The 22,594-nt window shown below is 66.3% G+C and carries 29 protein-coding genes; 27 read left to right on the forward strand and 2 right to left on the reverse strand.

The window, feature by feature from the left end; genetic code table 11:
- Positions 1-295: 295 nt before the first annotated feature.
- Positions 296-3,154, reverse strand: coding sequence for a TonB-dependent receptor domain-containing protein (locus AC07NS_RS25850; RefSeq protein ID WP_494608022.1), 2,859 nt, complete (start codon positions 3,152-3,154; stop codon positions 296-298).
- Between the two features lie 357 nt (positions 3,155-3,511).
- On the opposite strand from AC07NS_RS25850, the gene fdhD reads away from it, so the two are divergent.
- From fdhD to AC07NS_RS25875, 5 genes are all read left to right on the forward strand, one after another.
- Complete coding sequence (fdhD, locus tag AC07NS_RS25855; RefSeq protein WP_494608024.1) at positions 3,512-4,327, forward strand: formate dehydrogenase accessory sulfurtransferase FdhD; 816 nt, start codon at positions 3,512-3,514, stop codon at positions 4,325-4,327.
- On the forward strand, positions 4,327-6,648 hold the full coding sequence (locus AC07NS_RS25860) for an FdhF/YdeP family oxidoreductase (protein WP_494608026.1): 2,322 nt from the start codon (positions 4,327-4,329) through the stop codon (positions 6,646-6,648). The genes fdhD and AC07NS_RS25860 overlap by 1 nt, the downstream gene beginning before the upstream one ends.
- Before the next feature lie 52 nt (positions 6,649-6,700).
- Positions 6,701-7,870, forward strand: a complete 1,170-nt coding sequence (locus AC07NS_RS25865) for a GNAT family N-acetyltransferase (protein WP_494608028.1) — start codon at positions 6,701-6,703, stop codon at positions 7,868-7,870.
- 45 nt (positions 7,871-7,915) lie between these two features.
- Entirely contained in the window at positions 7,916-8,821 is a 906-nt protein-coding gene (locus AC07NS_RS25870; protein WP_494608030.1) for a transcriptional regulator, read from the forward strand.
- A gap of 102 nt (positions 8,822-8,923) precedes the next feature.
- Complete coding sequence (locus AC07NS_RS25875; RefSeq protein ID WP_494608032.1) at positions 8,924-9,769, forward strand: GIN domain-containing protein; 846 nt, start codon at positions 8,924-8,926, stop codon at positions 9,767-9,769.
- Between the two features lie 282 nt (positions 9,770-10,051).
- Here the strand turns inward: AC07NS_RS25875 and AC07NS_RS25880 are convergent, their stop codons facing one another.
- Complete coding sequence (locus AC07NS_RS25880; RefSeq protein WP_494608034.1) at positions 10,052-10,807, reverse strand: outer membrane protein; 756 nt, start codon at positions 10,805-10,807, stop codon at positions 10,052-10,054.
- Positions 10,808-11,423: 616 nt separating this feature from the next.
- On the opposite strand from AC07NS_RS25880, the gene rpsJ reads away from it, so the two are divergent.
- The 22 genes from rpsJ to secY all read left to right on the forward strand — a co-directional run bounded on the left by rpsJ (position 11,424) and on the right by secY (position 22,566).
- The gene (gene rpsJ, locus AC07NS_RS25885) at positions 11,424-11,732 is read left to right on the forward strand and encodes a 30S ribosomal protein S10 (RefSeq protein ID WP_004616952.1); all 309 of its coding nucleotides are present in this window, start codon (positions 11,424-11,426) and stop codon (positions 11,730-11,732) included.
- Positions 11,733-11,746: 14 nt separating this feature from the next.
- Positions 11,747-12,511: a 50S ribosomal protein L3 gene (gene rplC, locus AC07NS_RS25890; RefSeq protein WP_494608036.1), complete on the forward strand. Its 765-nt coding sequence runs from the start codon at positions 11,747-11,749 to the stop codon at positions 12,509-12,511.
- On the forward strand, positions 12,511-13,149 hold the full coding sequence (rplD, locus tag AC07NS_RS25895) for a 50S ribosomal protein L4 (protein ID WP_494608038.1): 639 nt from the start codon (positions 12,511-12,513) through the stop codon (positions 13,147-13,149). Before rplC ends, rplD begins: the two co-directional genes overlap by 1 nt.
- Positions 13,149-13,445: a 50S ribosomal protein L23 gene (locus AC07NS_RS25900; protein WP_110119912.1), complete on the forward strand. Its 297-nt coding sequence runs from the start codon at positions 13,149-13,151 to the stop codon at positions 13,443-13,445. The genes rplD and AC07NS_RS25900 overlap by 1 nt, the downstream gene beginning before the upstream one ends.
- A gap of 3 nt (positions 13,446-13,448) precedes the next feature.
- Positions 13,449-14,285: a 50S ribosomal protein L2 gene (rplB, locus tag AC07NS_RS25905; protein WP_494608040.1), complete on the forward strand. Its 837-nt coding sequence runs from the start codon at positions 13,449-13,451 to the stop codon at positions 14,283-14,285.
- Between the two features lie 3 nt (positions 14,286-14,288).
- Positions 14,289-14,567: a 30S ribosomal protein S19 gene (gene rpsS, locus AC07NS_RS25910; protein ID WP_029912294.1), complete on the forward strand. Its 279-nt coding sequence runs from the start codon at positions 14,289-14,291 to the stop codon at positions 14,565-14,567.
- A 2-nt stretch (positions 14,568-14,569) separates the two neighbouring features.
- The gene (rplV, locus tag AC07NS_RS25915; protein WP_058348435.1) at positions 14,570-14,950 is read left to right on the forward strand and encodes a 50S ribosomal protein L22; all 381 of its coding nucleotides are present in this window, start codon (positions 14,570-14,572) and stop codon (positions 14,948-14,950) included.
- Complete coding sequence (gene rpsC / locus AC07NS_RS25920; RefSeq protein ID WP_110119914.1) at positions 14,950-15,699, forward strand: 30S ribosomal protein S3; 750 nt, start codon at positions 14,950-14,952, stop codon at positions 15,697-15,699. Before rplV ends, rpsC begins: the two co-directional genes overlap by 1 nt.
- A 12-nt stretch (positions 15,700-15,711) precedes the next feature.
- Positions 15,712-16,143: a 50S ribosomal protein L16 gene (rplP, locus tag AC07NS_RS25925; RefSeq protein WP_109455088.1), complete on the forward strand. Its 432-nt coding sequence runs from the start codon at positions 15,712-15,714 to the stop codon at positions 16,141-16,143.
- Between the two features lie 5 nt (positions 16,144-16,148).
- Positions 16,149-16,340 (forward strand): 50S ribosomal protein L29, encoded by a 192-nt coding sequence (gene rpmC, locus AC07NS_RS25930; RefSeq protein WP_494608042.1) that lies wholly within the window; start codon positions 16,149-16,151, stop codon positions 16,338-16,340.
- 10 nt (positions 16,341-16,350) lie between these two features.
- A complete protein-coding gene (gene rpsQ, locus AC07NS_RS25935) occupies positions 16,351-16,590 on the forward strand; it encodes a 30S ribosomal protein S17 (RefSeq protein WP_101715813.1) in 240 nt (79 codons plus the stop codon).
- Positions 16,591-16,609: 19 nt separating this feature from the next.
- Positions 16,610-16,978: a 50S ribosomal protein L14 gene (rplN, locus tag AC07NS_RS25940; RefSeq protein ID WP_058348440.1), complete on the forward strand. Its 369-nt coding sequence runs from the start codon at positions 16,610-16,612 to the stop codon at positions 16,976-16,978.
- Positions 16,978-17,292, forward strand: a complete 315-nt coding sequence (gene rplX, locus AC07NS_RS25945) for a 50S ribosomal protein L24 (RefSeq protein ID WP_110119916.1) — start codon at positions 16,978-16,980, stop codon at positions 17,290-17,292. Before rplN ends, rplX begins: the two co-directional genes overlap by 1 nt.
- A complete protein-coding gene (rplE, locus tag AC07NS_RS25950; RefSeq protein WP_487289607.1) occupies positions 17,285-17,842 on the forward strand; it encodes a 50S ribosomal protein L5 in 558 nt (185 codons plus the stop codon). The genes rplX and rplE overlap by 8 nt, the downstream gene beginning before the upstream one ends.
- A gap of 22 nt (positions 17,843-17,864) precedes the next feature.
- Positions 17,865-18,170 (forward strand): 30S ribosomal protein S14, encoded by a 306-nt coding sequence (rpsN, locus tag AC07NS_RS25955; RefSeq protein ID WP_110119918.1) that lies wholly within the window; start codon positions 17,865-17,867, stop codon positions 18,168-18,170.
- A 10-nt stretch (positions 18,171-18,180) separates the two neighbouring features.
- Positions 18,181-18,579 (forward strand): 30S ribosomal protein S8, encoded by a 399-nt coding sequence (gene rpsH / locus AC07NS_RS25960; RefSeq protein ID WP_110119919.1) that lies wholly within the window; start codon positions 18,181-18,183, stop codon positions 18,577-18,579.
- Between the two features lie 18 nt (positions 18,580-18,597).
- Entirely contained in the window at positions 18,598-19,131 is a 534-nt protein-coding gene (rplF, locus tag AC07NS_RS25965; RefSeq protein ID WP_494608044.1) for a 50S ribosomal protein L6, read from the forward strand.
- A 3-nt stretch (positions 19,132-19,134) separates the two neighbouring features.
- Positions 19,135-19,485 carry a 50S ribosomal protein L18 gene (gene rplR / locus AC07NS_RS25970; RefSeq protein ID WP_110119921.1) on the forward strand — a complete coding sequence of 117 codons (351 nt, stop codon included), beginning with the start codon at positions 19,135-19,137 and terminating at the stop codon, positions 19,483-19,485.
- Between the two features lie 10 nt (positions 19,486-19,495).
- Positions 19,496-20,101 carry a 30S ribosomal protein S5 gene (gene rpsE, locus AC07NS_RS25975; protein ID WP_110119922.1) on the forward strand — a complete coding sequence of 202 codons (606 nt, stop codon included), beginning with the start codon at positions 19,496-19,498 and terminating at the stop codon, positions 20,099-20,101.
- A 3-nt stretch (positions 20,102-20,104) separates the two neighbouring features.
- Positions 20,105-20,290: a 50S ribosomal protein L30 gene (rpmD, locus tag AC07NS_RS25980; protein WP_099579521.1), complete on the forward strand. Its 186-nt coding sequence runs from the start codon at positions 20,105-20,107 to the stop codon at positions 20,288-20,290.
- A gap of 151 nt (positions 20,291-20,441) precedes the next feature.
- The gene (gene rplO, locus AC07NS_RS25985) at positions 20,442-20,927 is read left to right on the forward strand and encodes a 50S ribosomal protein L15 (protein ID WP_494608047.1); all 486 of its coding nucleotides are present in this window, start codon (positions 20,442-20,444) and stop codon (positions 20,925-20,927) included.
- 283 nt (positions 20,928-21,210) lie between these two features.
- Positions 21,211-22,566, forward strand: a complete 1,356-nt coding sequence (gene secY / locus AC07NS_RS25990; RefSeq protein WP_494608049.1) for a preprotein translocase subunit SecY — start codon at positions 21,211-21,213, stop codon at positions 22,564-22,566.
- Positions 22,567-22,594: the final 28 nt, after the last annotated feature.

Consider the following 22,594-nt stretch of genomic DNA (forward strand, 5'->3'; position numbering starts at 1 on the left):
CTTACAGCCCGGTTCCGGGGAAGGCATACGCCGAAGGGGGTGAAGGGCGGAAGAGGCCCGCGCGCCCCGGCCTGAGGTCAAACGATCGCGCGGGGCGTCGAGGCTTCGTCGAAACGGTATTCAAATCACAGCTCCGGGCGAGGCCCGGACGCCCCGCGCCCTCTCCACAAACTCTGCGCAAACGCGCGAGAGGCCGCAGCCGCGCGTCCACGCAGCGCCCAAAGAAAAAGGCGGCGGGTCCTTTCGAACCCGCCGCCCCGGTTTTCAACCTAGGTCTTGGTCTAAGCCGTCAGGCCTAGAACTTGGCCTTGATCGCCACGTAGAAGCGGCGGCCGAGCACGTCGTAGGTCGACGGATCGGTGTTGGCCTGGACGTAGGAGGTGAAGGTCGGCGGATCCTTGTCGGCCAGGTTGGTGACGCCGCCCCGGATGGAGTAGGTGTCCGTCACGCGCCAGGTGCCGTTCAGGTCGAAGTAGTTGACCGCCTTGATCTTCTGGGTGGCCACCGCGGCGTCGGTCATTTCGCCGATGTAGCGCCAGCGGACGCCCAGATCCACCGGACCGATGGCGTAGGTCAGGGTGGTGGCGTGCTTCCACTCGGGGTGGGCCACGGCGACCGAACTGATCGAAGTGTTGCCGATCGTGCCCTTCAGCTCTTCGAACTCCTCGCCCGGCAGGCTCTGGATCTTGAAGGTGTTGAGCCAGGTGCCGACCACGTTCAGCTTGATCGAGCCGTACTTGTCGTCGAGGCCGACGGCGCCGAGGCCGAAGCCCCAGTCGACCTGGAAGTCCACGCCCGAGGTCTTGAACTCGGCCAGGTTCAGGTTCGTCAGCGTCATCGTGTCGATTTCGCCGGTCGAGGTGTTACGCGTGAACAGGCTGCAGTAGTACGAGGCGTTGGCGTCGCCGTTGTAGCACTTCTCCAGCACGGTCGAGGCGTCGATGGTGCCGATCGCGTCCTTGATGTCGATCGAGTAGAAGTCGACCGACAGCGACAGCTTTTCGAACAGCGGGCTCTCCAGGCGCGGGGTCCAGACGGTCCCGATGCTGAAGGTGTTGCTGGTCTCTTCCTGCAGGTCCGGATTGCCGCCGCTGAGGGCGTTGATCTGGCCGTTGGCGTAGGTGTAGCTGTCGATGATCGCCGACGGCACGCCCTGCGCCAGGCACTGGGTGCGGACGGCCGCGGCGTTGGAGCCGGTGCGGGCCGAGCTGTCGATCGCGCAGGGATCCTCGTCGATCGCCGGGTAGCCCTGGTTCTGCGGCGAGTACAGTTCGCCGATCGACGGGGCCCGGACGGCGCGCTGGTAGCCGCCGCGCAGACGGAAGCCGTCGAAGACCTCCCAGTCGCCGTCGATCTTGTAGGCGCCGACGCTGCCGACCGTCTCGTAGTCCGACAGGCGGTAGCCGAGCGACAGGTTCAGTTCCTTGACGAAGGGCAGGTCTTTCAGGACCGGCACCAGGGCTTCGCCGTACAGTTCATAGACGTCGGTCGAGGCGTTGATGGCGTCGGCGGCGTTGAAGCCCACGACGTCGCCGGTCGAGAGCAGGCTGTCGGGCACGTACTGGAAGCTGTCGAACTTGTAGTCCACGCCCACGGCGGCGCGGACTTCGCCGGCCGGCAGGTTGAACAGGCCGCCCTGGACGTTGAACTCGACCACGCGCTGGTCGGCGGCGGTCCAGTTCTTGGTCGTGCGCGAGATGTAGCTGCGGCACGAGTCGGTCAGGGCGTTGTTGCCGAACGGGTCATAGCCGCCGGTGCAGATGCTGGCGCCGCCGTCGGCCGCGTCGAGCAGGGTCTGGACCGCCGAGTGGCTGACGTTGCCCGACTGGATCTCGTTCTGCTCCGAGCGGCCGAACGAAGCGTAGGCGTCGTACGTCCAGTCCTTGAAGCCGGTCTCGCCGCGAACGCCGCCGGCGATCTGGAAGACGTTGAAGGTGGTCTGCGAGATACGGGCGCCGACGTCGGTGAAGCGCTTGCGCAGCAGGAAGTCGGCGGTCGGGTCCGCCCGGCTGGCCAGGATGGTCGACAGGTCGTCCGGGATGAACGGGTTGGTCACCGGCACGGTGAAGCCGGTCGAGCTGGCGGCCGGCGACGGGGCCAGCTGGGTGCGCGAGTCGTAGTGGGTGAAGGCGAACGAGCCGTAGAACTCGGCGTGTTCGTTCACTTCGTACTCGGCGGCGCTGTAGACCGAGTAGCGGGTCAGCGGCAACTGCATCAGGTTCAGCGCGCCGGTGTTGTAGGTGCCGTTCACCGGGATCGTCGAATAGTCGATCGCGGTCGAGCCGGTGTAGTTGACGCCGTTGTAGAACAGCGTGCCGTCGTTGTTGAAGCCGAGGTTGGCGCTCGCCTTCACGGTGCCGGCGGTGACGCCGTACTTGGCGAAGACGGCGTCGATGGCGGCCTGGGTCGGCAGGTTGGTGCCGGTGGCGTCATAGCGACCGTACGGGGTGGTCGACGAGGCGCCCGAGATCTTGGCGAAGTCGCGGGCGGAGTTGAACACTTCGCCGCGCTGCGTGTAGCCGACCGACAGGACGGCGTGGCCGCGGTCATCGGCGAACTTGCCGCCGGCGGCGACGGCCAGCGAGCTTTCCTTGCCGTCGCCACGTTCGGTCTCGCCGTATTGGGAGTCGAACATCAGGCCAGTGAAGTTCTTGTTGAGCTTGAAGTTGACCACGCCCGACAGCGAGTCCGAACCGTAGGTCGCCGAGGCGCCGCCGGTGATCACTTCGATGTTCTGGATCAGGGTCTGCGGGATGATGTTGATGTCGACGGTGCCGTCCGAGTTGGACGGAACCACGCGGTGGCCGTCGAGCAGCACCATGGTGCGCTGGCTCCCCAGGCCGCGCAGGTCGATGTTGGCCTGACCGCCGTTCGACGGGTTGTTCGAGGTCGACGACACGGCCGGCACGAACTGCGGCATCTGGTTGAGCAGGGTGTCGACGGTGACCGAACCGGTCTTTTCGATCGCGGCCTGATCCATCGTCATGATCGGGCTGTTCGACACGTAGTCGCGGCGCGCGATGCGCGAGCCGGTGACGACGACTTCCTCGACGGCGGCCGGCTCGTCTTTCGTCTGGGCCTGCGCCAACGCGGGCGCTGCCGTCATGGCGATGACGAGCGCGGACGCGCTCAGAAGATAGGTATTTCTAGCCATTCATAGTCCCCAGTATTCGCCAAAGCGTCGCCGCAATGGTCGTGATGGCGAAATAAAATTCCGCCGTAAGGGGAGGGATGGGGGCCTTTTGTTTCTCAATTGTGAGATGACGGTTCTGTAAAATGTATACGAATTACAATATTGAATAAACCAAAGTAGGGTTCGATCGCATACCGACGTACAGTGGATGGGCTTGGAATATTTCCGGCAATCTATGGTTCTTCTATTGAAACAAACCGGCGTTCTTCCGGTGTGGCGATATTTTCGGGCAATGTTGGCGCGCGTGGCGGGAAGGCCACACCCCGTGTCCGCGTTTCGTCATGGCGGCGGCGGCGCCTAAACGGTAGTCTTTCGCCCATGTCCGATGCTTCCGCCCGCCTTCGTCCCGCCCTGGAATGGCGCGCGCCCGGGCGGGCCGCGCGCATCGACCGCTGGACGCCGGACGAGACGGCCGTGGGCCTGTCGTTCGACGGCCGTCCCCACACCGTGCTGATGGCCACGCCGACGCAGGTCGAGGACCTGGCGCGGGGCTTCACCATCACCGAAGGCGTGGCTCGGCCTGAAGACATCCTGTCGGTCGAGGTCAAGCCCGACGCGCTGGGCGTGCTCGTCGATATCCGCCTGGTCGAGGGCGCGGCGCGTCGCAAGGCGCGTCCGCGCAACCTGGAAGGCCGGTCGAGCTGCGGGCTGTGCGGCGTCCAGCGCCTGGCCGACGCCGTCCGGCCGCTGCCGCCGGCGGGGGAGGGCGTTCGCGTCGCCCACCAGGCCGTGACGGAAGCGCTGGCGAATCTGGAAGAGGCCCAGGCCCTGGGCCGCAGCACTCGCGCCACCCACGCGGCCGCGTTCTGCGACGCCGAAGGGCGGGTCGTGCTGCTGCGCGAGGACGTCGGCCGTCACAACGCGCTCGACAAGCTGGCCGGGGCGATGGCGCGCGAAGGCCGCGACGCCGGCGCCGGTTTCGTACTGGTGACCAGCCGTTGCTCGTTCGAGATGGTCGAAAAGGCCGTGCGCATGGGCGCGGGCATGATCGTGGCGGTGTCGGCGCCGACCGACCTGGCCGTGCGCCGCGCCGAGGAGTCCGGCCTGACCCTGGTGGCCCTCGCCCGCGCCGACGGCCACATGGTGTTTTCCCGTCCCGACCGCCTGGTCGAGGCGGTCCTGGAGCAAGCGTGATGGCCGACGACGCCAACAACCCCGCGAATCCTCAAGGGGGCAAGATCCCAGGCGTGAAGCCCTATGGCGGCCCGGCGGGCGGCTGGGGCGCGCTGAAGGCCGTGGCCGGCGCCCTGGCCGACCAGGAAACCGTGGTCGAGGGCGGCAAGACCCTGATGCGGGCCAATCAGCCCGAAGGCTTCGACTGCCCCGGCTGCGCCTGGCCCGATCCCAAGCACACCTCGTCGTTCGAGTTCTGCGAGAACGGCGCCAAGGCCGTGGCCTGGGAGGCGACCACCAAGCGCGCCACGCCCGAGGTCTTCGCCGCCCACACGGTGACCGAGCTGCTGACCTGGAGCGACCACGCCATCGAGGACCTGGGCCGCCTGACCCATCCGATGGCCTACGACCCGGCCAGCGACCGCTACCTGCCGATCGAATGGAACGAGGCTTTCGCTCGCGCCGGCGCGGCGATCCAGGCCATGGACAATCCGCATCAGGCCGAGTTCTACGCCTCGGGCCGGGCCAGCAACGAGGCGGCGTTCCTGTTCCAGCTCCTGGGCCGCAAGGTCGGCACCAACAATTTCCCCGACTGCTCCAACATGTGCCACGAGCCGACCAGCGTCGGCCTGCCGGACTCGCTGGGCATGGGCAAGGGCTCGGTCAGCCTCGAGGACTTCGACCACGCCGACCTGATCCTGTGCTTTGGCCACAACCCCGGCACCAACCATCCGCGGATGATGGCCACCCTGCGCGAGGCCTCCCGCCGGGGCGCGACGATCATGGCCTTCAACCCGCTGGTCGAGCGGGCGCTGGAGCGGTTCGCCTCGCCGCAGGATCCGGTCGAGATGGCGACCCTGTCCTCGACCCCGATCGCCTCGCGCTATTACCAAGTGAACGTCGGCGGCGACGCGGCGGTGCTGCTGGGGCTGATGAAGGCCGTGCTGGCCTTCGACCGCGCCGCGCGTGACGCTGGTGAGCCCGCCATCCTCGATGACGACTTCATCGCCGAGCACACGGCCGGTTTCGAGGCCCTGGTCGCCCAGCTCGACGCCGCGTCCTGGGACGAGATCGTCGCTGTCGGCGGCCTGTCCCGCGCCGAGCTCGAGGAAGCCGCCGCCATCTATGCGCGGTCCAGCGCCGTGATCCTCTGCTACGGCATGGGCCTGACCCAGCACCGCAACTCGTCCAGCACGGTGCAGCAGCTGGTCAACCTGCTGCTCCTGCGCGGCAACATGGGGCGGCCGGGAGCGGGGATCTGCCCGCTGCGGGGCCACTCCAACGTCCAGGGCGACCGCACGGTCGGCATCTGGGAGAAACCCTCGGCGGCGCTGATCGACAGCCTGGGCCAAGTGTTCGGCTTCGAACCGCCGCGCGATCACGGCCATACGGTGGTCGAGGCGATCGAGGCCATGGAGGCCGGGCAGATCAAGGTGTTCGTCGGCCTGGGCGGCAACTTCGCCGTCGCCGCGCCCGATCCGCTGCGCAGCCATGCGGCGATACGCAAGGTCGATCTGGCCGTCCATATCGCCACCAAGCCCAACCGCACGCACCTTCTGGTCGGACCCGAAGTGCTGCTCCTGCCCTGCCTGGGGCGCACCGAGATGGACGTCCAGGGCGGGGTGCGCCAGTCGGTGACGGTCGAAGACTCGATGTCGATGGTCCACGCCTCGCGCGGTCTCAATCCGCCGGCTTCAGAGCACCTGATGTCCGAGCCGGCCATCGTCGCCGGCATCGCCCGCGCGGCGCTGGGCGAGGCGGATCCCGTCGACTGGGAGGGCCTGGTCGCCGACTACGATCGCATCCGCGACCTGATCGAGCGGGTCTTCCCGGCCGCCTTCGCCGACTACAACACCCGCGTGCGCCAGCCGGGCGGCTTCCGCCTGCCGCTGCCGCACGCCGAGCGGAAGTGGAACACCCCCTCGGGCAAGGCCAATTTCCTCACCCATCCCGGTCTCGACGATCCCCGCCGGGGCGACGCCTCGGTGCTCCTGCTGACCACCCTGCGCAGCCACGACCAGTACAACACCACCATCTATGGCGAGAACGACCGCTACCGAGGCGTGTTCGGCCGACGCGACGTGGTCTTCGTCCATCCTGACGACCTGGCCGAGCGCGGAATCCGCGAGGGTGACGCCATCGATCTGGCCGCTGCGTTCGATGAAACCAAAGCGCGAGTCGTTCGATCTTTTACGGCCGTCGCTAGAAAAATTCCGCGCGGGTGCGTCGCCGCATACTATCCGGAAACCAATGCTCTGGTAGCGCTGGAGGATCACGACCGGCGAAGTGGTACGCCGGCCTACAAGTCGGCGCCGGTGCGGCTTTCGCTGCACGGCGGCTGACCGGGCCGTCTCCACCGTCCGGCGTTGTCCGCAAGGACGAGGGAGCAGGGCGGTGGACAGAGCACTGCAGGCGCGGGTCATCGAGGCCGCCGATCTCGGCGTGGCCGAGCGCGCGCGCTGGAACGCCCTGCGCGCCGCCGATCCGCTGCTGGGCGGCCCCTATTTCGACCTTCGCTATATAGAGACGGCCGCAGACTGCGCCCCGGGCGCGCGCATCGCGGTGCTGGAGCGGGGCGGCCGCATCGTCGGCTTCCTGCCGTTCCAACGGCGCGGCTCGCTGCTGCAGCCGCTGGGCGCGCCGATGAGCGACTTCCACGGCCTGGTCGCCGAGCCGGGCGTCGAGCTTTCCGCCGTGCTGGCCCTGCTGGGCGCCGAGCGCATGCGGGTCAGCGGCCTCGTCACCCGGGAGCCGGCCGGCGAGCTGTCGGTGCGCTACGCCATGGCGGCCGACCTGTCGGGCGGTTTCGAGGCCTACCAGGCCGGCCGCAGCGCCGCCTTCCTGAAGGACAAGCGCCGGCGGGCCCGCGCCCTGGAGCGCGACCACGGGGAGACGGTCTTTACCTTCGAGCGCCCGGCGCCGGACCTGCTGGCCTGGCTGGTCGCTCAGAAGCGCGAACAGATCCGCCGCACCCATCAACACGACATCTTCGCCTGCGGCTGGACCCAGGACCTGCTGCTGCGCCTGGCCGAACACGACGCGCCCGACTTCGGCCTGCGGCTGGCGGTGCTGCGGGCGGGCGGGACGATCGTCGCCGCCGAACTCGGCCTGACCGCCGGTGACCGCCATCACCTGTGGTTCCCGATCTATGACCCGGCCTTCGCCCGCTACTCGCCGGGCGCGCTGATGACGCTGGAGACCCTGCGCGTCGCGGCCGAGCGCGGCGTCGTCCGAGTGGATTTCGGTCCCAGCGAGGAAGCCTACAAGGAAGACTTCGCCGATCCGATGGAGACGGTGCTGGAGGGCGCGATCGCCGTCCGGCCGTCGCTGATGACGCACCTGAAGGGCGCGCCCGGCGTCGATCGCATCGACGAGGTCGGCAAGCGGCTGGCCCGCCGTCTCGACCGCATCGCCGCCTGCGAGCCCGGCCTGATCGGCCAGGTCAGGGGCGGCGCCAGTTTCGTCACCGGCCTTGGCCGCCGCCACCCGAAGGTGGGCGCGGGCCTGGGCGCCGGCATCGGCATGATCGGACTTGGAGTGAGCCTAGGCCTGCTGGCCGACTAGGGCGCGGCGATCGCGCCCTGGATTATAAGTGAGGGAGGAACGCCAATGACCCGTCTCGTCGCGCCCTGGTCGTCCGACCAGATCCAGAGCTTCCGCAAGACCCCCGTCACCTTCCGGCACAATCTCGCCGAAACCGGCCTGTTCGACGATGACGCCCTGGCGCGCCTGCTCGACGCCTATCCGGCCGAGCTCTACGACATCAACCTCTTCGACTTCGACGCCGAGGGCCAGGCGACCATGCGCACCGGCGCCCGCGGCCGCTTGCCGGGCCGCGAGGTGCTGGCCGGCGTCAAGGAAGGCCGCATCTGGGTGCAGCTACGCCGGGCCGAGGCCTGGTATCCGGCCCTGACCCCGCTGATGAAACAGGCCTTCGCCGAGATCGCGGGCGAGGCGAGGGGCTTCTCGCCGGTCCAGCTGAACGGCCAACTGATCATGTCGGCCCCCGGCGCCAAGGTGCCCTTCCACGCCGACGCGCCGGGGGTGATCCTTTTCCATCTGCGCGGCCGCAAGCGGATCTGGATCTATCCGGCCGACGAGGCCCACATGCCCCAAGAGGGCATGGAGAACATCCTGCTCAAGCAGCAGACCGAGGACCTGCCCTATCGCCGCGACATGGACGCCGGGGCCGTGGTCTGCGATCTGGAGCCCGGCACGGCCGCCGCCTGGCCGCTGCACGCGCCGCACCGGATCGAGAACCTCGGCACGTTCAACGTCTCGCTGTCGGTGGACTACCAGACCTGGGGCTCGCGCCTGACCAACGGCGCGCACTACGCCAACGGCGTGCTGCGCCGCTGGGGCCTGCCGGTGGCGGCCATGGACAAGACGCCGATGGCGGCGCGCGCGGGCCTCTGGGCCGCCTCCCTGGGCCTCAAGCGCCTGCGGCTGGTCGAGGACCGGATCAAGGCCTTCGAGCGCAGCTTCGAGATCGGCGACGCCCAGAAGGCGGCATGAGCGGGTACGTGACAACGGCGTCATGACCTCGATTTAAGTCGTCCTGGCGGGTCTCGCCGACTAGCGTTCCCTCAACGCAACGCCATCCGAGGGGACAAACAGATGCGCGCACAGATGATCAGCCTGGCCGCCGGCGCGGCCGTCCTGGCCCTGGCCGGAACCGCTTCGGCTTCAGAAGCCAATGTGAAGATCAAGGACGCCGTCGCCCGCGTCGTGGTCATTCCCGAAGCCCGCAGCGACGTGAAGGTCGAGTTCCTGACCCGCAATCCGTCGCTGCCGCTGGAGGTCCGCGTCGTCGGCGGCCAGACGATCATCGACGGCGACCTGCGCCTCAAGCGCATCCAGAGCTGCAACGGCTCGGGCGACGCCGCCTCGGTGAAGGTGCGCGACCTCGGCGTCGTGAAGTGGGCCGACATCCCGCAGGTGGTCGTGCGCGTACCGCAGAACGTCTCGGTCGGGGCGTCGGGCGCGGTCTATGGCAGCATCGGCCGCAGCGACAGCGTCGAGCTGGCCAACGCCGGCTGCGGCGATTGGACGGTGGCCAACACCAAGGGCAAGCTCGAGATCAGCTTGGCCGGATCGGGCGACACCAAGGCCGGCAACGCCGACCGTGTCGAGATCAGCCTGGCCGGCGCCGGCGACATCAGCCTGCAGGAGATCCGGGAGCTGGAAGTCTCGATCGCCGGTTCGGGCGATGTGAAGGCCGCGGCGATCCGCGGCGGCGACATCGACGTCAGCATCGCCGGCTCGGGCGGGGTCAAGATCACGCAAGGCCGGGCCCGCGACCTCGACGTCAGCATCATGGGCTCGGGCGACGTCAATTTCGGGGGCGAGGCCGACAAGGTGTCGCTGTCGGTGGCCGGCTCGGGCGACGTCCGCGTCGCCAAGGTCAACGGCCCGGTCAAGAAGTCGTCCATGGGCTCGGGCAACATCTATATCGGCCAGTAGCCGATCCGGCCCGACGTCAGCGTCGGCACATATAAAGAAGAACGCCCCGGAGCTTTCGCTCCGGGGCGTCTTGCTGTCCGCCGGGACCCGCCTTTGGGAGGAGGGGGAGGGCGGGGCCCTTGAGGCGCGTGGGCACGCGCCGCGGACGATCGGTCGGAGCCTTCCCGCCGGAGCGCGTCAGGGACGCGCTCCAAGTGCTTGAAGCTGGAGCCCGCTGATCAGGTTTGGATGGTTTCCATCCAAACCTGGCAGGCTCCGAAGCGGGAAGGTCCGGGCTTCCGCTTAGCGGACGCCGAAGCCGAACAGGTCGCTGGCTTGAGCCAGGTCGGCGCCGGCGGCGTTGCGGGCCTTCAGGCTGCCGCCGAAGGTGTAGCGCACGCCAACCTTGACCGCGTCCGACTTCAGGTCGGCCAGGTCTTCGGATTCGGTGTGGGTGTACTTGCCGAAGGTCGACCAGCCCGAGTTGGCGAACTTGTATTCGCCGCCCAGGTTCACGTCCCAGGCGTCGGCGTCGATCGAGGAGTCGATCTTGGCGTAGCCGAGGCCGGCGTCCAGACGGAAGTCGTCCGAGACGAAGTAGTTGGCCGTGCCGCGGACGGTCCACAGGTCGGCGTCCAGGTCGTTCGACTGGCCGTAGGCGACCAGGCCCGTCAGGGTGACGTTGCCCAGGTACTTCTGGGCTTCGCCGCCGACGGCCCACAGGGTGTCGTTCTGCGGACGCGACAGGGCGGTGAAGCCGCCGACGCGCCAGCCGTCGCCGACCGTGGTGGTCAGGTGAGCGGCGCCCGAGGCGACGGTTTCGTCAGCGATGTCGTTGTCCGAGATCGAGACGTCGCCGTTCAGGGTGACGGTCCACGAACCGGTCGGGACGGCGACCGAGCCGTCGATCTTCACCGAGGTGCCGTCGGCGTTGGCGACGTTGGTGTCGAGGTTGTTGTAGTTCACGGCGGCGCCGACCGAACCGATGTTCTGGGCGAAGGCGGGAGCCGAAACGGCCACGGCCAGGACGGCGGCGGCGGCGAACAGTTGGGTCTTCATAGTGGGTAATCCCCTTACTCATGTGGGCTCGCCGGCGGGCGGTCGTTTTGGGGGAGGGCCTCCCGTCCGGCGAGCGGGGCGGATCTATGAAGGTTCGATGACGGCCGCAAGGCTTCGTCTGACCGTTCGAGGCTGGATGGTGCGCAAATACTACACTTGCAGGCACGAATTCCGTCCCTATACGCGCGGGTCGCGCATAAAGATTGTGTCCAACTAGCGGCGCGCGGTGAACAATGCTCTTTGACGCCTTGTTTTGGCCGCTTCCATTAAGGGGGGCCGGGGCGGGTAGGAAAGTATTAAGCAAACCCTTCCGAAACCCCGCCCGGGGCGCTTGACGAAACCGATTCAGGCACGTAAAAGCGCCCCTCTGTTGGACCGGCTGTGAGCTCTAGGGCTCAAACGCGGTTCGCAAGCGACCCGTACCCTAGCGTCCTTCTCATCCAGAGGAGGGTTCTCCTCGGAGGACGGCGAGGTTGTGGATCACCGGCCCTCGCAGGCGACTGCGCGGGCCAATTTGTTTTGCGGACGCTGCGTTCGGACGTCTCGAAAGAGGAGTCCGGGTTGGTCTTTGAAATGGTTCGAGACGCGGGCGCAGCCCACTAGGAAACCGAGCGATATGGATCGTCAGAACATCCGCATCCGGCTCAAGGCCTTCGATCACCGCGTGTTGGATCATTCCACGCGCGAGATCGTGAACACGGCCAAGCGCACGGGTGCGACGGTGCGGGGCCCCATCCCCCTGCCCACGCTTATCGAAAAATTCACCGTCAACCGTTCGCCGCACGTCGACAAGAAGTCGCGCGAGCAGTTCGAGATCCGTACGCACAAGCGCGTCCTCGACATCGTTGACCCGACTCCGCAGACCGTGGACGCGCTGATGAAGCTCGACCTGTCGGCCGGCGTTGACGTCGAAATCAAGCTGTAAGGAGGGCCGAACTGATGACTCTCCCCGCTAACCGCACCGGCCTGATCGCCAAGAAGCTCGGCATGACCCGCTTCTTCGACGAAGCTGGCCAGCACGTGCCGGTCACCGTCCTGTCGCTCGACGGTTGCCAGGTTGTGGCCCAGCGCACTGTCGAGAAGGACGGTTACACCGCCCTGCAACTCGGCGCCGGCGCCAAGAAGCCCAAGAACACCTCGAAGGCCGAACGCGGTCACTTCGGCAAGAACTCGGTCGAGCCCAAGCGGGTCGTCGCCGAATTCCGCGTCGAAGAAGCCGCTCTGATCGAAGTGGGCGCGGAATTCACCGCCGACCACTACGTCGCCGGCCAGAAGGTCGACATCCAGGGCGTCACCGTCGGTAAGGGTTTCGCCGGCGCCATGAAGCGCTGGAACTTTGGTGGTCTCCGCGCCACCCACGGTGTCTCGGTCTCGCACCGTTCGCACGGTTCGACCGGTAACCGCCAGGATCCGGGCCGTACGTTCCCGGGCAAGAAGATGGCTGGTCACCTCGGTCAAGAAACCGTCACCACCCTCAACGTCACCGTCTGGAAGGTGGACGTCGAGCGCGGCCTGATCCTGGTCAAGGGCGCCGTCCCCGGCCACGAAGGCAGCTACGTGAAGATCCGCGACGCCGTGAAGAAGGCCGCTCCGGCCGACCTGCCGCGTCCGGGCGCCTTCCGTAAGGCTGGTGAAGCCGCTCCGGCTGCTGAAACCCCCGCTGAAGAGGCACCCGCGGCGACGACCGAAGAGGGCGAAGGCTAATGAAACTCGACGTCATCAAACTTGACGGCGGCAAGGCCGGCTCCGTGGATCTCGACGACGCCATCTTCGGCATCGAAGACATCCGCGGCGACATCCTGCAGCGCGTCGTGACCTGGCAGCTGGCCAAGCGCCGCTCGGGCAACCACAAGATTCAGGTTCGTAACGAGGTCTCTCGTACGAGCAAGAAGATGTACAAGCAGAAGGGCACCGGCGGCGCTCGTCACGGTTCGCGCCGTGCGGCTCAGTTCGTCGGCGGCGCCAAGGCTCACGGCCCTGTCGTCCGCAGCCACGCCTTCGATCTTCCCAAGAAGATCCGGGCTCTGGCTCTGCGTCACGCTCTGTCGTCGAAGGCCAAGGCCGGTTCGCTCGTCGTTCTCGACAGCGCCGTTCTGGCCGAAGCGAAGACGGCCGCCCTGCGCGCCAACTTCGACAAGATCGGTCTGAAGAACGCCCTGGTCATCGCCGGTCCGGAAGTGGACGCGAACTTCAAGCTCGCCGCCCGCAACATTCCGAACGTGGATGTCCTGCCGAACGCCGGCCTGAACGTCTACGACGTGCTGCGTCGCCAGACCCTCGTCCTGACCAAGGACGCGGTCGAAGCGATCTCGGCCCGTTTCGCTGAGAAGGAAGCCGCCTAATGGCCGCCACCGCTCGCCACTACGACACGATCCTGTCGCCGGTGATCACCGAAAAGTCGACCCTGCTCAGCGAGCTGAACAAGGTTGTCTTCAAGGTGGCCGCCGACGCGACGAAGGACGAAATCGCCGCCGCTGTCGAAGAGCTGTTCAAAGTCAAGGTCACCAAGGTCAACACCCTGGTCACCAAGGGCAAGACCAAGCGCTTCCGCGGCATCGTCGGACGCCGTTCCGACGTCAAGAAAGCGATCGTGACCCTGGCCGAAGGCCAGTCGATCGACATCACGACGGGGCTCTAAGACATGGCCTTGAAGCACTTTAACCCGACCAGCCCCGGCCAGCGCGGCCTGGTGCTGATCGACCGCAGCGAGCTCCACAAGGGCCGTCCGGAAAAGAAGCTCGTTGAGGGCCTCTCGAAGTCCGGCGGTCGTGGCGGCAACGGCCGCATCGCCGTCCGCTTCCGCGGCGGCGGCGCCAAGCGCCTCTACCGTCTGGTGGACTTCAAGCGTCGCAAGCAAGGCACGGCCACGGTCGTTCGTCTCGAGTACGATCCGAACCGCACCGCCTTCATCGCCCTGATCAAGTATCAGGACGGCGAGCTGAGCTACATCCTGGCCCCGCAACGCCTCAAGGCCGGCGACGAAGTCGTCACCGCCGACAAGGTCGACGTGAAGCCGGGCAACGCTTCGCCGCTGCGCACGCTGCCGATCGGCACGATCATCCACAACGTCGAGCTGAAGCCCGCCAAGGGCGGTCAGATCGCCCGTTCGGCTGGCGCCTACGCCCAGCTGGTCGGTCGTGACGCCGGCTACGCCCAGATCCGCCTGAACTCGGGCGAGCTGCGCATGGTCCTCGACACCTGCATGGCCACCGTCGGCGCGGTTTCGAACCCCGACCACATGAACGAAAACCTCGGCAAGGCCGGTCGTGTTCGTCACATGGGTCGTCGCCCGCACGTCCGCGGCGTCGCCATGAACCCGGTCGACCACCCCCACGGTGGTGGTGAAGGCCGCACCTCGGGCGGCCGCCACCCGGTGACCCCGGCTGGTAAGCCGACCAAGGGCGCCAAGACCCGCGTCAACAAGGCCACGGACAAGTTCATCATCCGTTCGCGCCACAAAGCGAAGAAGGGCCGCTAAGCCATGACCCGCTCCGTCTGGAAAGGCCCGTTTGTCGACGGGTACCTCCTGAAGAAGGCCGACGCCGCTCTGTCGTCGGGCCGCAAGGACGTCATCAAGACCTGGTCGCGTCGCTCGACGATCATGCCGCAATTCGTCGGCCTGACCTTCGGCGTCCACAACGGCCAGAAGCACGTCCCGGTCTCCGTGTCGGAAGACATGGTCGGCATGAAGTTCGGTGAGTTCGCTCCCACCCGTAACTTCCCCGGTCACGCCGCCGACAAGAAGGCCAAGAGGAAGTAATCATGGCCAAGCAAAAGCAAGCTCGCCGCCTTGAAGGCGTTGAGGCGATGGCCAAGGTGCGCACCCTGCGCACCAGCGCCCGCAAGCTGAACCTGGTCGCTCAGTCCATCCGTGGTCTGAACGTCCAGCGCGCTCTGAACGAGCTCGAATTCAGCCACAAGCGCATCGCCCAGGACGTCCGCAAGGCGCTGTACTCGGCGATCTCCAACGCCGAGAACAACCACAACCTCGACATCGACTCGCTGGTCGTGTCCGAGGCCTATGTGGGCAAGAACCTGGTGATGAAGCGTTTCTCGCCGCGTGCTCGCGGTCGGGCCACGCGCGTTGAAAAGCCGTTCTCCGAGATCACCATCGTGGTCCGCGAACTGGGTGAGGCCGCCTGATGGGTCAGAAAGTCAATCCGGTCGGGCTGCGGCTCGGCGTGAACCGCACCTGGGACAGCCGTTGGTTCTCCGACGGCGCCCAGTACGGCAAGCTCCTGCACCAGGACCTCGCGGTCCGCACGATGCTGAAGAAGCGCCTGTATCAAGCCGGCGTCTCGCGCATCATCATCGAGCGTCCGCACAAGAAGTGCCGCGTCACGATCTATGCCGCCCGTCCGGGCGTCATCATCGGCAAGAAGGGCGCTGACATCGAGAAGCTCCGCAAGGACCTCTCGGTGATGACCGAAGGCGACGTCCACCTGAACATCGTCGAGATCCGCAAGCCGGAAACCGACGCTCAGCTGGTCGCCGAGTCGATCGCTCAGCAGCTCGAGCGCCGGATCGCCTTCCGTCGCGCCATGAAGCGTTCGATCCAGTCGGCCGTGCGCCTCGGCGCCAAGGGCATCCGGATCAACGTTTCGGGCCGCCTCGGCGGCGCGGAAATCGCCCGCATGGAATGGTACCGCGAAGGTCGCGTGCCGCTGCACACGCTGCGCGCCGACATCGACTACGGTTTCGCGGAAGCCAAGACCACCTACGGCATCATCGGCGTGAAGACCTGGATCTTCAAAGGCGAAGTGCTGGAGCATGACCCGATGGCGCTGGACAAGCGTCTCGCTTCCGAATCCGGCCCGGCCGGCGAAGGCGGCGGACGTGAGCGCGGCGATCGCTCGGACCGCGGCGACCGCGGCCGTCGCAATCGGGACTAAGGATAGAGCGCTATGCTGTCACCGAAGAAAACCAAGTTCCGCAAGCAGTTCAAGGGCCGTATCCACGGCGCTTCGAAGGGCGGCACCCTGCTGAACTTCGGCTCCTACGGCCTTAAGGCCGTTGAGCCGGAGCGCATCACGGCTCGCCAGATCGAAGCTGCTCGTCGGGCCATCACCCGCCAGATGAAGCGTCAAGGCCGCGTCTGGATCCGCATCTTCCCGGACGTGCCGGTCACCGGCAAGCCCGCCGAAGTCCGGATGGGTAAGGGCAAGGGCGCCGTCGACTATTGGGCCGCTCGCGTGGCCCCCGGCCGCATCATGTTCGAAATCGACGGCGTGCCGGACGATGTCGCGCGTGAAGCGCTGCGCCTCGGCGCGGCGAAGCTGCCGATCCGCACTCGTGTGGTCACCCGCCTCGACGCGGGCGTGGCCGTGGAGGCTTGAGGCTCATGAAGATCGCCGACATCCGGGGCATGACCCCCGATCAGCTCGCCGAAACCCTGCTGAACCTGAAGAAGGAGCAGTTCAACCTGCGCTTCCAGGGTGCGACGGGCCAGGTCGAGAAGACCCACCGCGTCAACGAAATCCGCAAGGATATCGCGCGGATCAAGACCGTGCTGCGCGCCAAGGCCGCGGCTTAAGGAGAACGATATGCCCAAGCGTATCCTCGAAGGGGTCGTCGTCTCCGACAAGGGTGACAAGACCGTGGTGGTGAAGGTGGAACGCACCATCGTCCACCCCCTTCTGAAGAAGATCGTGCGCCGCTCTAAGAAGTACCACGCGCACGACGAAGCCAATGTGTACAAGACGGGCGAAACCATTCGCATCGTCGAGTGCGCTCCGAAGTCCAAGCTGAAGACCTGGGAAGTGCTTCCCAAGGCTTCGGCTTAATATCTGGAAGGTCTAAACCATGATCCAGATGCAAACTAACCTGGACGTCGCCGACAACTCTGGCGCTCGCCGGGTCATGTGCATCAAGGTGTTGGGCGGCGCAGGCCGTCGCTACGCCAGCGTTGGCGACGTCATCGTCGTCTCCGTGAAGGAAGCCATCCCGCGCGGTCGCGTGAAGAAGGGTGACGTTCTGCGCGCCGTCGTGGTTCGCGTGAACCAAGGCCTGAAGCGCAAAGACGGTTCGATGATCCGCTTCGACAAGAACGCGGCCGTCATCGTCAACAAGCAGAGCGAGCCGGTCGGCACGCGGATCTTCGGCCCGGTTCCCCGCGAACTGCGCGCCAAGAACCACATGAAGATCATCTCCCTCGCGCCGGAGGTGCTGTAATGGCTGCTAAGATCAAGAAGGGCGACCGCGTCGTCGTTCTCGCCGGCAAGGACAAGGGCAAGCAAGGCGCTGTGTCCCAAGTCCTGCCGAAGGAAAACCGGGTTGTCGTGGAGGGCGTGAACATGGTCGCCCGCCACACCAAGCCGACCCAAGCCGACCCCCAGGGCGGCATCAAGCACAAGGAAGCCGCGCTGCACGTCTCGAACGTCGCCATCGTGGATTCCAACGGCAAGCCCACCCGCGTCGGCTTCAAGATCGAAGGCGACAAGAAGGTGCGCGTCGCCAAGACGACCGGCGAGGTGATCAATGGCTGATCAAGCTTACGAGCCCCGGCTGAAGACCGTTTATCGCGAGCGCATCCGCGCCGCGATGAAGGAGCAGTTCGGCTACACCAACGAAATGCAGATCCCCAAGCTGGACAAGATCGTCCTGAACATGGGCGTCGGCGAGGCGGTGGCTGACTCCAAGAAGGTCCAGACGGCCATCAAGGATCTGACGGCGATCGCCGGTCAGAAGCCGGTCGCCACGAAGGCCCGCAAGTCCATCGCCGGCTTCAAGCTGCGCGAAGGCATGGTGGTCGGCGCCAAGGTGACCCTCCGCAAGGACCGGATGTTCGAATTCCTGGACCGCCTGGTCACGATCGCGCTGCCGCGCGTGAAGGACTTCCGCGGCCTGAACGGCAAGAGCTTCGACGGCCGTGGCAACTACGCCATGGGCCTGAAGGAGCACCTGGTGTTCCCGGAAATCAACTATGACCAGATCGAGCAGATCTGGGGCATGGACATCATCGTCTGCACCACTGCGAAGTCCGACCAGGAAGCCAAGGCTCTCCTGAAGGAATTCCAGTTCCCGTTCGTCAACTAAGAGAGCGGGAAGGGAAAAGCACATGGCCAAGAAAAGCGCCGTCAACCGCAACGAAGCCGTCAAGGCTCTCGTCAAGCAACTCGCCGACAAGCGCGCCGCGCTGAAGGCGATCGCCAACGACGAGACCCTGCCGCTCGAAGAACGCTTCGAAGCTCGCCTGAAGCTCGCGAAGCTGCCCCGCTCGTCGTCGCCGGTTCGCATCCGCAACCGCTGCGAAGTCACGGGCCGCCCGCGCGCCTATTACCGCAAGCTGAAGATGAGCCGGGTTGCGCTCCGCGAGCTGGGCTCGCAGGGCCTGATCCCCGGTCTCGTCAAGTCGAGCTGGTGAGGACGATCATATGTCGATGAACGACCCCCTGAGCGACCTGATCGCTCGCATCAAGAACGCCGCCACGCGCAAGCGCTCCAAGGTCTCGACGCCGGCTTCCAAGCTGCGCGCCCGCGTCCTCGACGTGCTGGCCGACGAAGGCTACATCCGCGGCTACTCGCTCGTCGAGAAGCCCGGTGCGTTCCCCGAATTCGAGATCGAGCTCAAGTACTTCGACGGTGAGCCCGTGATCGCCGAGATCAGCCGCGTGTCCAAGCCTGGCCGTCGCGTCTATTCGTCGATCAAGGACCTCAAGCCGATCAAGAACGGCCTGGGCATCTCGATCCTTTCGACGCCGAAGGGCGTCATGTCGGACACCGCTGCTCGCGACGCTAACGTCGGCGGCGAAGTCCTCTGCCGCGTCTACTAGGCGCGGGAGGGAAAGAGCATGTCACGTATCGGTAAGAAAGCCGTCGCAATCCCCTCGGGCGTCACCCTGACGCTCGAAGGCCAGACGGTCACGGTGAAGGGCCCCAAGGGTCAGTCGTCGTGGACCATCGCCGACGAGATCGAGATCAAGCAAGAGGGCTCCGAGCTCCTGCTGACTCCTCGCGACGATACCAAGCGCGCCAAGGCGATGTGGGGCCTGTCCCGCACCCTGGTGGCCAACATGGTGCACGGCGTCACCGCCGGCTTCGAGGAAACCCTCGAGCTGGTCGGCGTCGGTTACCGCGCGGCCATGAAGGGCACCGCCCTGAGCCTCCAGCTCGGTTTCAGCCACGATGTGGACGTCCCGGCCCCGGCCGGCATCACGTTCGCCGTGCCGAAGCAGACCGAAATCAAGATCGCCGGCTCTGACAAGCAGGCGGTCGGCGAGATTGCCGCGAAGATCCGCCGCATTCGTCCGCCGGAGCCCTACAAGGGCAAGGGCGTGCGTTATGCTGGCGAGAAGGTTCGCCGCAAGGAAGGCAAGAAGAAGTAAGCCATGGCGCTCTCACCTCGCGAATCCGCCGTGCGTCGCGCTCAGCGCAACCGCACCCGCCTCAAGTCGCTGGCCAATGGCCGTCCGCGCTTGTCGGTCTTCCGTTCGTCCAAGAACATCTACGCCCAGATCATCGATGATGAACGCGGCGTGACCCTGGCGTCGGCTTCCACCTTGGAAGCCGACAGCAAGGGCGCGGACAAGGACGCGGCCGCCGCCGTCGGCAAGCTCGTCGCCGAGCGCGCGATCGAAAAGGGCGTCAAGGACGTCGTCTTCGATCGTGGCGGCTACATCTTCCACGGACGGGTGAAAGCCCTGGCCGACGCCGCGCGCGAAGCCGGCCTGAACTTCTAAGGGAAACACAATGGCTCGTGGTGACCAACAGCGCGGTGAAGGCGGTCAACGCCGTGACCGTCGCGACCGCAACGCCCCCGAAGAGCGGGTCGACAGCGACATCGTCGAAAAGCTCGTCCACATCAACCGCGTCGCCGCCACCGTGAAGGGCGGCCGTCGCTTCAGCTTCGCTGCTCTGATGGTCGTTGGCGACCAAAAGGGCCGCGTCGGCTTCGGTCATGGCAAGGCGCGTGAAGTGCCGGAAGCCATCCGCAAGGCGACCGAAGAAGCCAAGAAGACCATGATCCGCGTCCCGCTCCGCGAGTCGCGCACCCTGCACCACGACGGCGCTGGCCGTTGGGGCGCTGGCAAGGTCATGATGCGCGCTGCCCCTCCGGGCACGGGCGTCATCGCCGGTGGTCCGATGCGCGCGGTTCTCGAAACCCTGGGCGTCCAGGACGTCGTGGCCAAGTCGACGGGTTCCTCGAACCCGTACAACATGGTTCGCGCCACGTTCGAGGCCCTGAAGGTTCAATCGTCGCCCCGCCAGATCGCCGCCAAGCGCGGCAAGAAGGTTGGCGACATCCTCGGCCGCCGCGCCGACGGAGCTTCGGCTCCGGACGCTATCGAGGGCTAAGTCATGGCTGAAGCTAAGCAAGTCACGGTCCGCCAAACCGGCAGCCCGATCCGTCGCGAAAAGGACCAGCGCGCCACGCTCGCCGGTCTGGGTCTCAACAAGCTGGGCCGCACGTCCACGCTGGAAGACACCCCGTCGGTCCGCGGCATGATCCGTAAGGTCGCGCACCTGCTGGAAATCGTCGAGTAAGTCTGTTACACGACGACCCAAGATCGCCACCCCGGTGAAAGCCGGGGTGGCTTTCGTTTGAAGCTCCGTCTTTCCGGACGGGGCTTCGCCAAGAATTTCAACGCCGAGTCCGGCTAGGCGGCCGGGCGCAGATCTCCAAGGAGAGGCACATATGACCAAGCTGAACGATCTGGCTCCGGCCCCCGGCTCCACCAAGGGCCGCATGCGCGTCGGCCGCGGCCCGGGTTCGGGCAAGGGCAAGACCGCCGGTCGCGGTGTGAAGGGCCAGAAGGCGCGCTCGGGCGTCGCCATCAACGGCTTCGAAGGCGGTCAAATGCCGCTGCACATGCGTATGCCGAAGCGCGGCTTCAACAACCCCTTCCGTCTCGAGTTCGCTGAAGTGAACCTGTGGCGCCTGGAACAAGCCGTCGAAGCCGGCAAGCTGAAGGCCGGCGCCGAAGTGTCGGTGGCCGACCTGGTCGCCGCCGGCGTCATCCGTCGCGAACTCGACGGCGTGAAGCTGCTGGGCAAGGGCGAGATCAAGTCCGCCCTGAAGCTGACCGTCTACTCGGCCACCGAAGCCGCCATCAAGGCCGTGGAAGCGGCCGGTGGTTCGGTCACCGTGACCAAGAAGGCCAAGGCGCAAGCCGAAGCCTAAGACCACAGTGTCATCCCGGGCGGTCTTGTCGGATCGCGCGGGAGCCCAAGCGGGGAGGGGCGTTCGCGCACCAGTCCGCCATAAAGCCCCATCGGGATGACGTTCTTTCGAGGCTCGCCGTGACATCACGGCGAGCCTCACCTATGTGTGGCTCCGCACTGGGGCCTACGCCCAGCGACCGGCGATTCCTCCGGCGCTTCGGCCAGGCCCCGTCCAATACTTGGAGCGCGCTCCGCGTCCGTCGCTGAAGACGGCCGGCCGCGTTCTCGTCGTGGGGAATTGAATGGCCTCGGCCGCCGAACAGCTCGCAGCCAATATGAACTTCGGGTCCTTCCAGAAGGCCACCGAACTTCACAAGCGCATCTGGTTTACGCTCATCGCCCTGGTGGTTTACCGCCTGGGCACCTACGTGCCGATCCCGGGCATCAACCCGGAAGCCTTCGCCAGCGCCTTCGCCGGCCAGTCGAAGGGCATCCTGGGCATGTTCAACATGTTCTCGGGCGGCGCCGTCGAGCGGATGGCGATCTTCTCGCTGAACGTGATGCCCTACATCAGCGCCTCGATCATCGTGCAGCTGATGGGCTCGGTGTATCCGCCGTGGGAAAAGCTGAAGAAGGAAGGCGGCGAAGCCGGCCGCAAGACCCTCAACCAGTACACCCGCTACCTGGCGGTGATCCTGGCCCTGGTGCAGTCGTTCTCGATCGCCGTCGGCCTGCAGAGCCAGCCGAACCTGGTCTATTCCGACCTGCCGGGCTGGTTCTTCGTCCTGTCGACCGTGGTCTCGCTGACCGGCGGCACCCTGTTCCTGATGTGGCTGGGCGAGCAGATCACCAGCCGCGGCGTGGGTAACGGCGTGTCCCTGATCATCTTCGCCGGCATCGTCGCGGCCCTGCCGCGCGGCCTCGGCCAGCTGTTCGTCACCGCCCAGAACACCGGCAACTACTTCCCGCTCCTGGTGATCTTCGTGCTCGCCGTGGCGGTGATCTTCGCCATCGTGTTCATGGAGCGCTCGCAGCGCCGCCTGCTCGTGCACTATCCCAAGCGCCAGCAGGGCAACCGCATGGTCGGGGGCGACAGCTCGTTCCTGCCGCTGAAGATCAACACCGCGGGCGTCATCCCGCCGATCTTCGCCTCCAGCTTGCTTCTGCTGCCGACGACCGCCATGCAGTTCCTGAACCCGGCCAACCTGCCCAGCTGGGCCCAGTGGCTGCCGCCCGTGGTCGGCGCCATGCAGCACGGCCAGCCGCTGTTCATGCTCTGCTACGCGGGCCTGATCATCTTCTTCTCGTTCTTCTACACCTCGGTGGTGTTCAATCCGGACGAGACGGCCGAGAACCTGCGCAAGTACGGCGGCTTCCTGCCGGGCATCCGTCCGGGCAAGCGCACCGCCGAATATCTCGACTATGTGCTGACCCGCCTGACGGTGATCGGCGCGGCCTACATCACGGCCGTCTGCCTGTTCCCCGAGATCCTGATGGGCGCCCTGGGCAACAAGAACTTCGCCCTTGGCGGCACCTCGATCCTGATCGTCGTGACGGTGACCATGGACACCGTCGCCCAGATCCAGTCCCATCTGCTGGCGCACCAGTACGAGGGCCTGATCAAGAAGTCGAAGCTGCGGGGCGGCCGCGGTCGCTGACGCAGGTGTGAAACCGTCGGAAGCCGGA

This window comes from Caulobacter sp. GW821-FHT10A10, from assembly GCF_059415745.1.

Excerpts from the sequence above, each read along its gene's own strand:
- rplP (WP_109455088.1), top strand. The coding sequence starts at position 15,712 with ATGCTGTCACCGAAGAAAACCAAGTTCCGCAAGCAGTTCAAGGGCCGT.
- rpsJ (WP_004616952.1), top strand. The coding sequence starts at position 11,424 with ATGGATCGTCAGAACATCCGCATCCGGCTCAAGGCCTTCGATCACCGC.
- rpsH (WP_110119919.1), top strand. The coding sequence starts at position 18,181 with ATGTCGATGAACGACCCCCTGAGCGACCTGATCGCTCGCATCAAGAAC.
- rpsC (WP_110119914.1), top strand. The coding sequence starts at position 14,950 with ATGGGTCAGAAAGTCAATCCGGTCGGGCTGCGGCTCGGCGTGAACCGC.
- rplB (WP_494608040.1), top strand. The coding sequence starts at position 13,449 with ATGGCCTTGAAGCACTTTAACCCGACCAGCCCCGGCCAGCGCGGCCTG.
- rplX (WP_110119916.1), top strand. The coding sequence starts at position 16,978 with ATGGCTGCTAAGATCAAGAAGGGCGACCGCGTCGTCGTTCTCGCCGGC.
- AC07NS_RS25870 (WP_494608030.1), top strand. The coding sequence starts at position 7,916 with ATGACCCGTCTCGTCGCGCCCTGGTCGTCCGACCAGATCCAGAGCTTC.
- AC07NS_RS25880 (WP_494608034.1), bottom strand. The coding sequence starts at position 10,807 with ATGAAGACCCAACTGTTCGCCGCCGCCGCCGTCCTGGCCGTGGCCGTT.
- AC07NS_RS25900 (WP_110119912.1), top strand. The coding sequence starts at position 13,149 with ATGGCCGCCACCGCTCGCCACTACGACACGATCCTGTCGCCGGTGATC.
- fdhD (WP_494608024.1), top strand. The coding sequence starts at position 3,512 with ATGTCCGATGCTTCCGCCCGCCTTCGTCCCGCCCTGGAATGGCGCGCG.
- AC07NS_RS25850 (WP_494608022.1), bottom strand. The coding sequence starts at position 3,154 with ATGGCTAGAAATACCTATCTTCTGAGCGCGTCCGCGCTCGTCATCGCC.
- rplE (WP_487289607.1), top strand. The coding sequence starts at position 17,285 with ATGGCTGATCAAGCTTACGAGCCCCGGCTGAAGACCGTTTATCGCGAG.
- secY (WP_494608049.1), top strand. The coding sequence starts at position 21,211 with ATGGCCTCGGCCGCCGAACAGCTCGCAGCCAATATGAACTTCGGGTCC.
- rpsN (WP_110119918.1), top strand. The coding sequence starts at position 17,865 with ATGGCCAAGAAAAGCGCCGTCAACCGCAACGAAGCCGTCAAGGCTCTC.
- rpsS (WP_029912294.1), top strand. The coding sequence starts at position 14,289 with ATGACCCGCTCCGTCTGGAAAGGCCCGTTTGTCGACGGGTACCTCCTG.
- rplN (WP_058348440.1), top strand. The coding sequence starts at position 16,610 with ATGATCCAGATGCAAACTAACCTGGACGTCGCCGACAACTCTGGCGCT.
- rpsE (WP_110119922.1), top strand. The coding sequence starts at position 19,496 with ATGGCTCGTGGTGACCAACAGCGCGGTGAAGGCGGTCAACGCCGTGAC.
- rpsQ (WP_101715813.1), top strand. The coding sequence starts at position 16,351 with ATGCCCAAGCGTATCCTCGAAGGGGTCGTCGTCTCCGACAAGGGTGAC.
- AC07NS_RS25860 (WP_494608026.1), top strand. The coding sequence starts at position 4,327 with ATGGCCGACGACGCCAACAACCCCGCGAATCCTCAAGGGGGCAAGATC.
- rpmD (WP_099579521.1), top strand. The coding sequence starts at position 20,105 with ATGGCTGAAGCTAAGCAAGTCACGGTCCGCCAAACCGGCAGCCCGATC.
- rplV (WP_058348435.1), top strand. The coding sequence starts at position 14,570 with ATGGCCAAGCAAAAGCAAGCTCGCCGCCTTGAAGGCGTTGAGGCGATG.
- rplC (WP_494608036.1), top strand. The coding sequence starts at position 11,747 with ATGACTCTCCCCGCTAACCGCACCGGCCTGATCGCCAAGAAGCTCGGC.
- rplR (WP_110119921.1), top strand. The coding sequence starts at position 19,135 with ATGGCGCTCTCACCTCGCGAATCCGCCGTGCGTCGCGCTCAGCGCAAC.
- rplF (WP_494608044.1), top strand. The coding sequence starts at position 18,598 with ATGTCACGTATCGGTAAGAAAGCCGTCGCAATCCCCTCGGGCGTCACC.
- rplO (WP_494608047.1), top strand. The coding sequence starts at position 20,442 with ATGACCAAGCTGAACGATCTGGCTCCGGCCCCCGGCTCCACCAAGGGC.
- rplD (WP_494608038.1), top strand. The coding sequence starts at position 12,511 with ATGAAACTCGACGTCATCAAACTTGACGGCGGCAAGGCCGGCTCCGTG.
- rpmC (WP_494608042.1), top strand. The coding sequence starts at position 16,149 with ATGAAGATCGCCGACATCCGGGGCATGACCCCCGATCAGCTCGCCGAA.
- AC07NS_RS25875 (WP_494608032.1), top strand. The coding sequence starts at position 8,924 with ATGCGCGCACAGATGATCAGCCTGGCCGCCGGCGCGGCCGTCCTGGCC.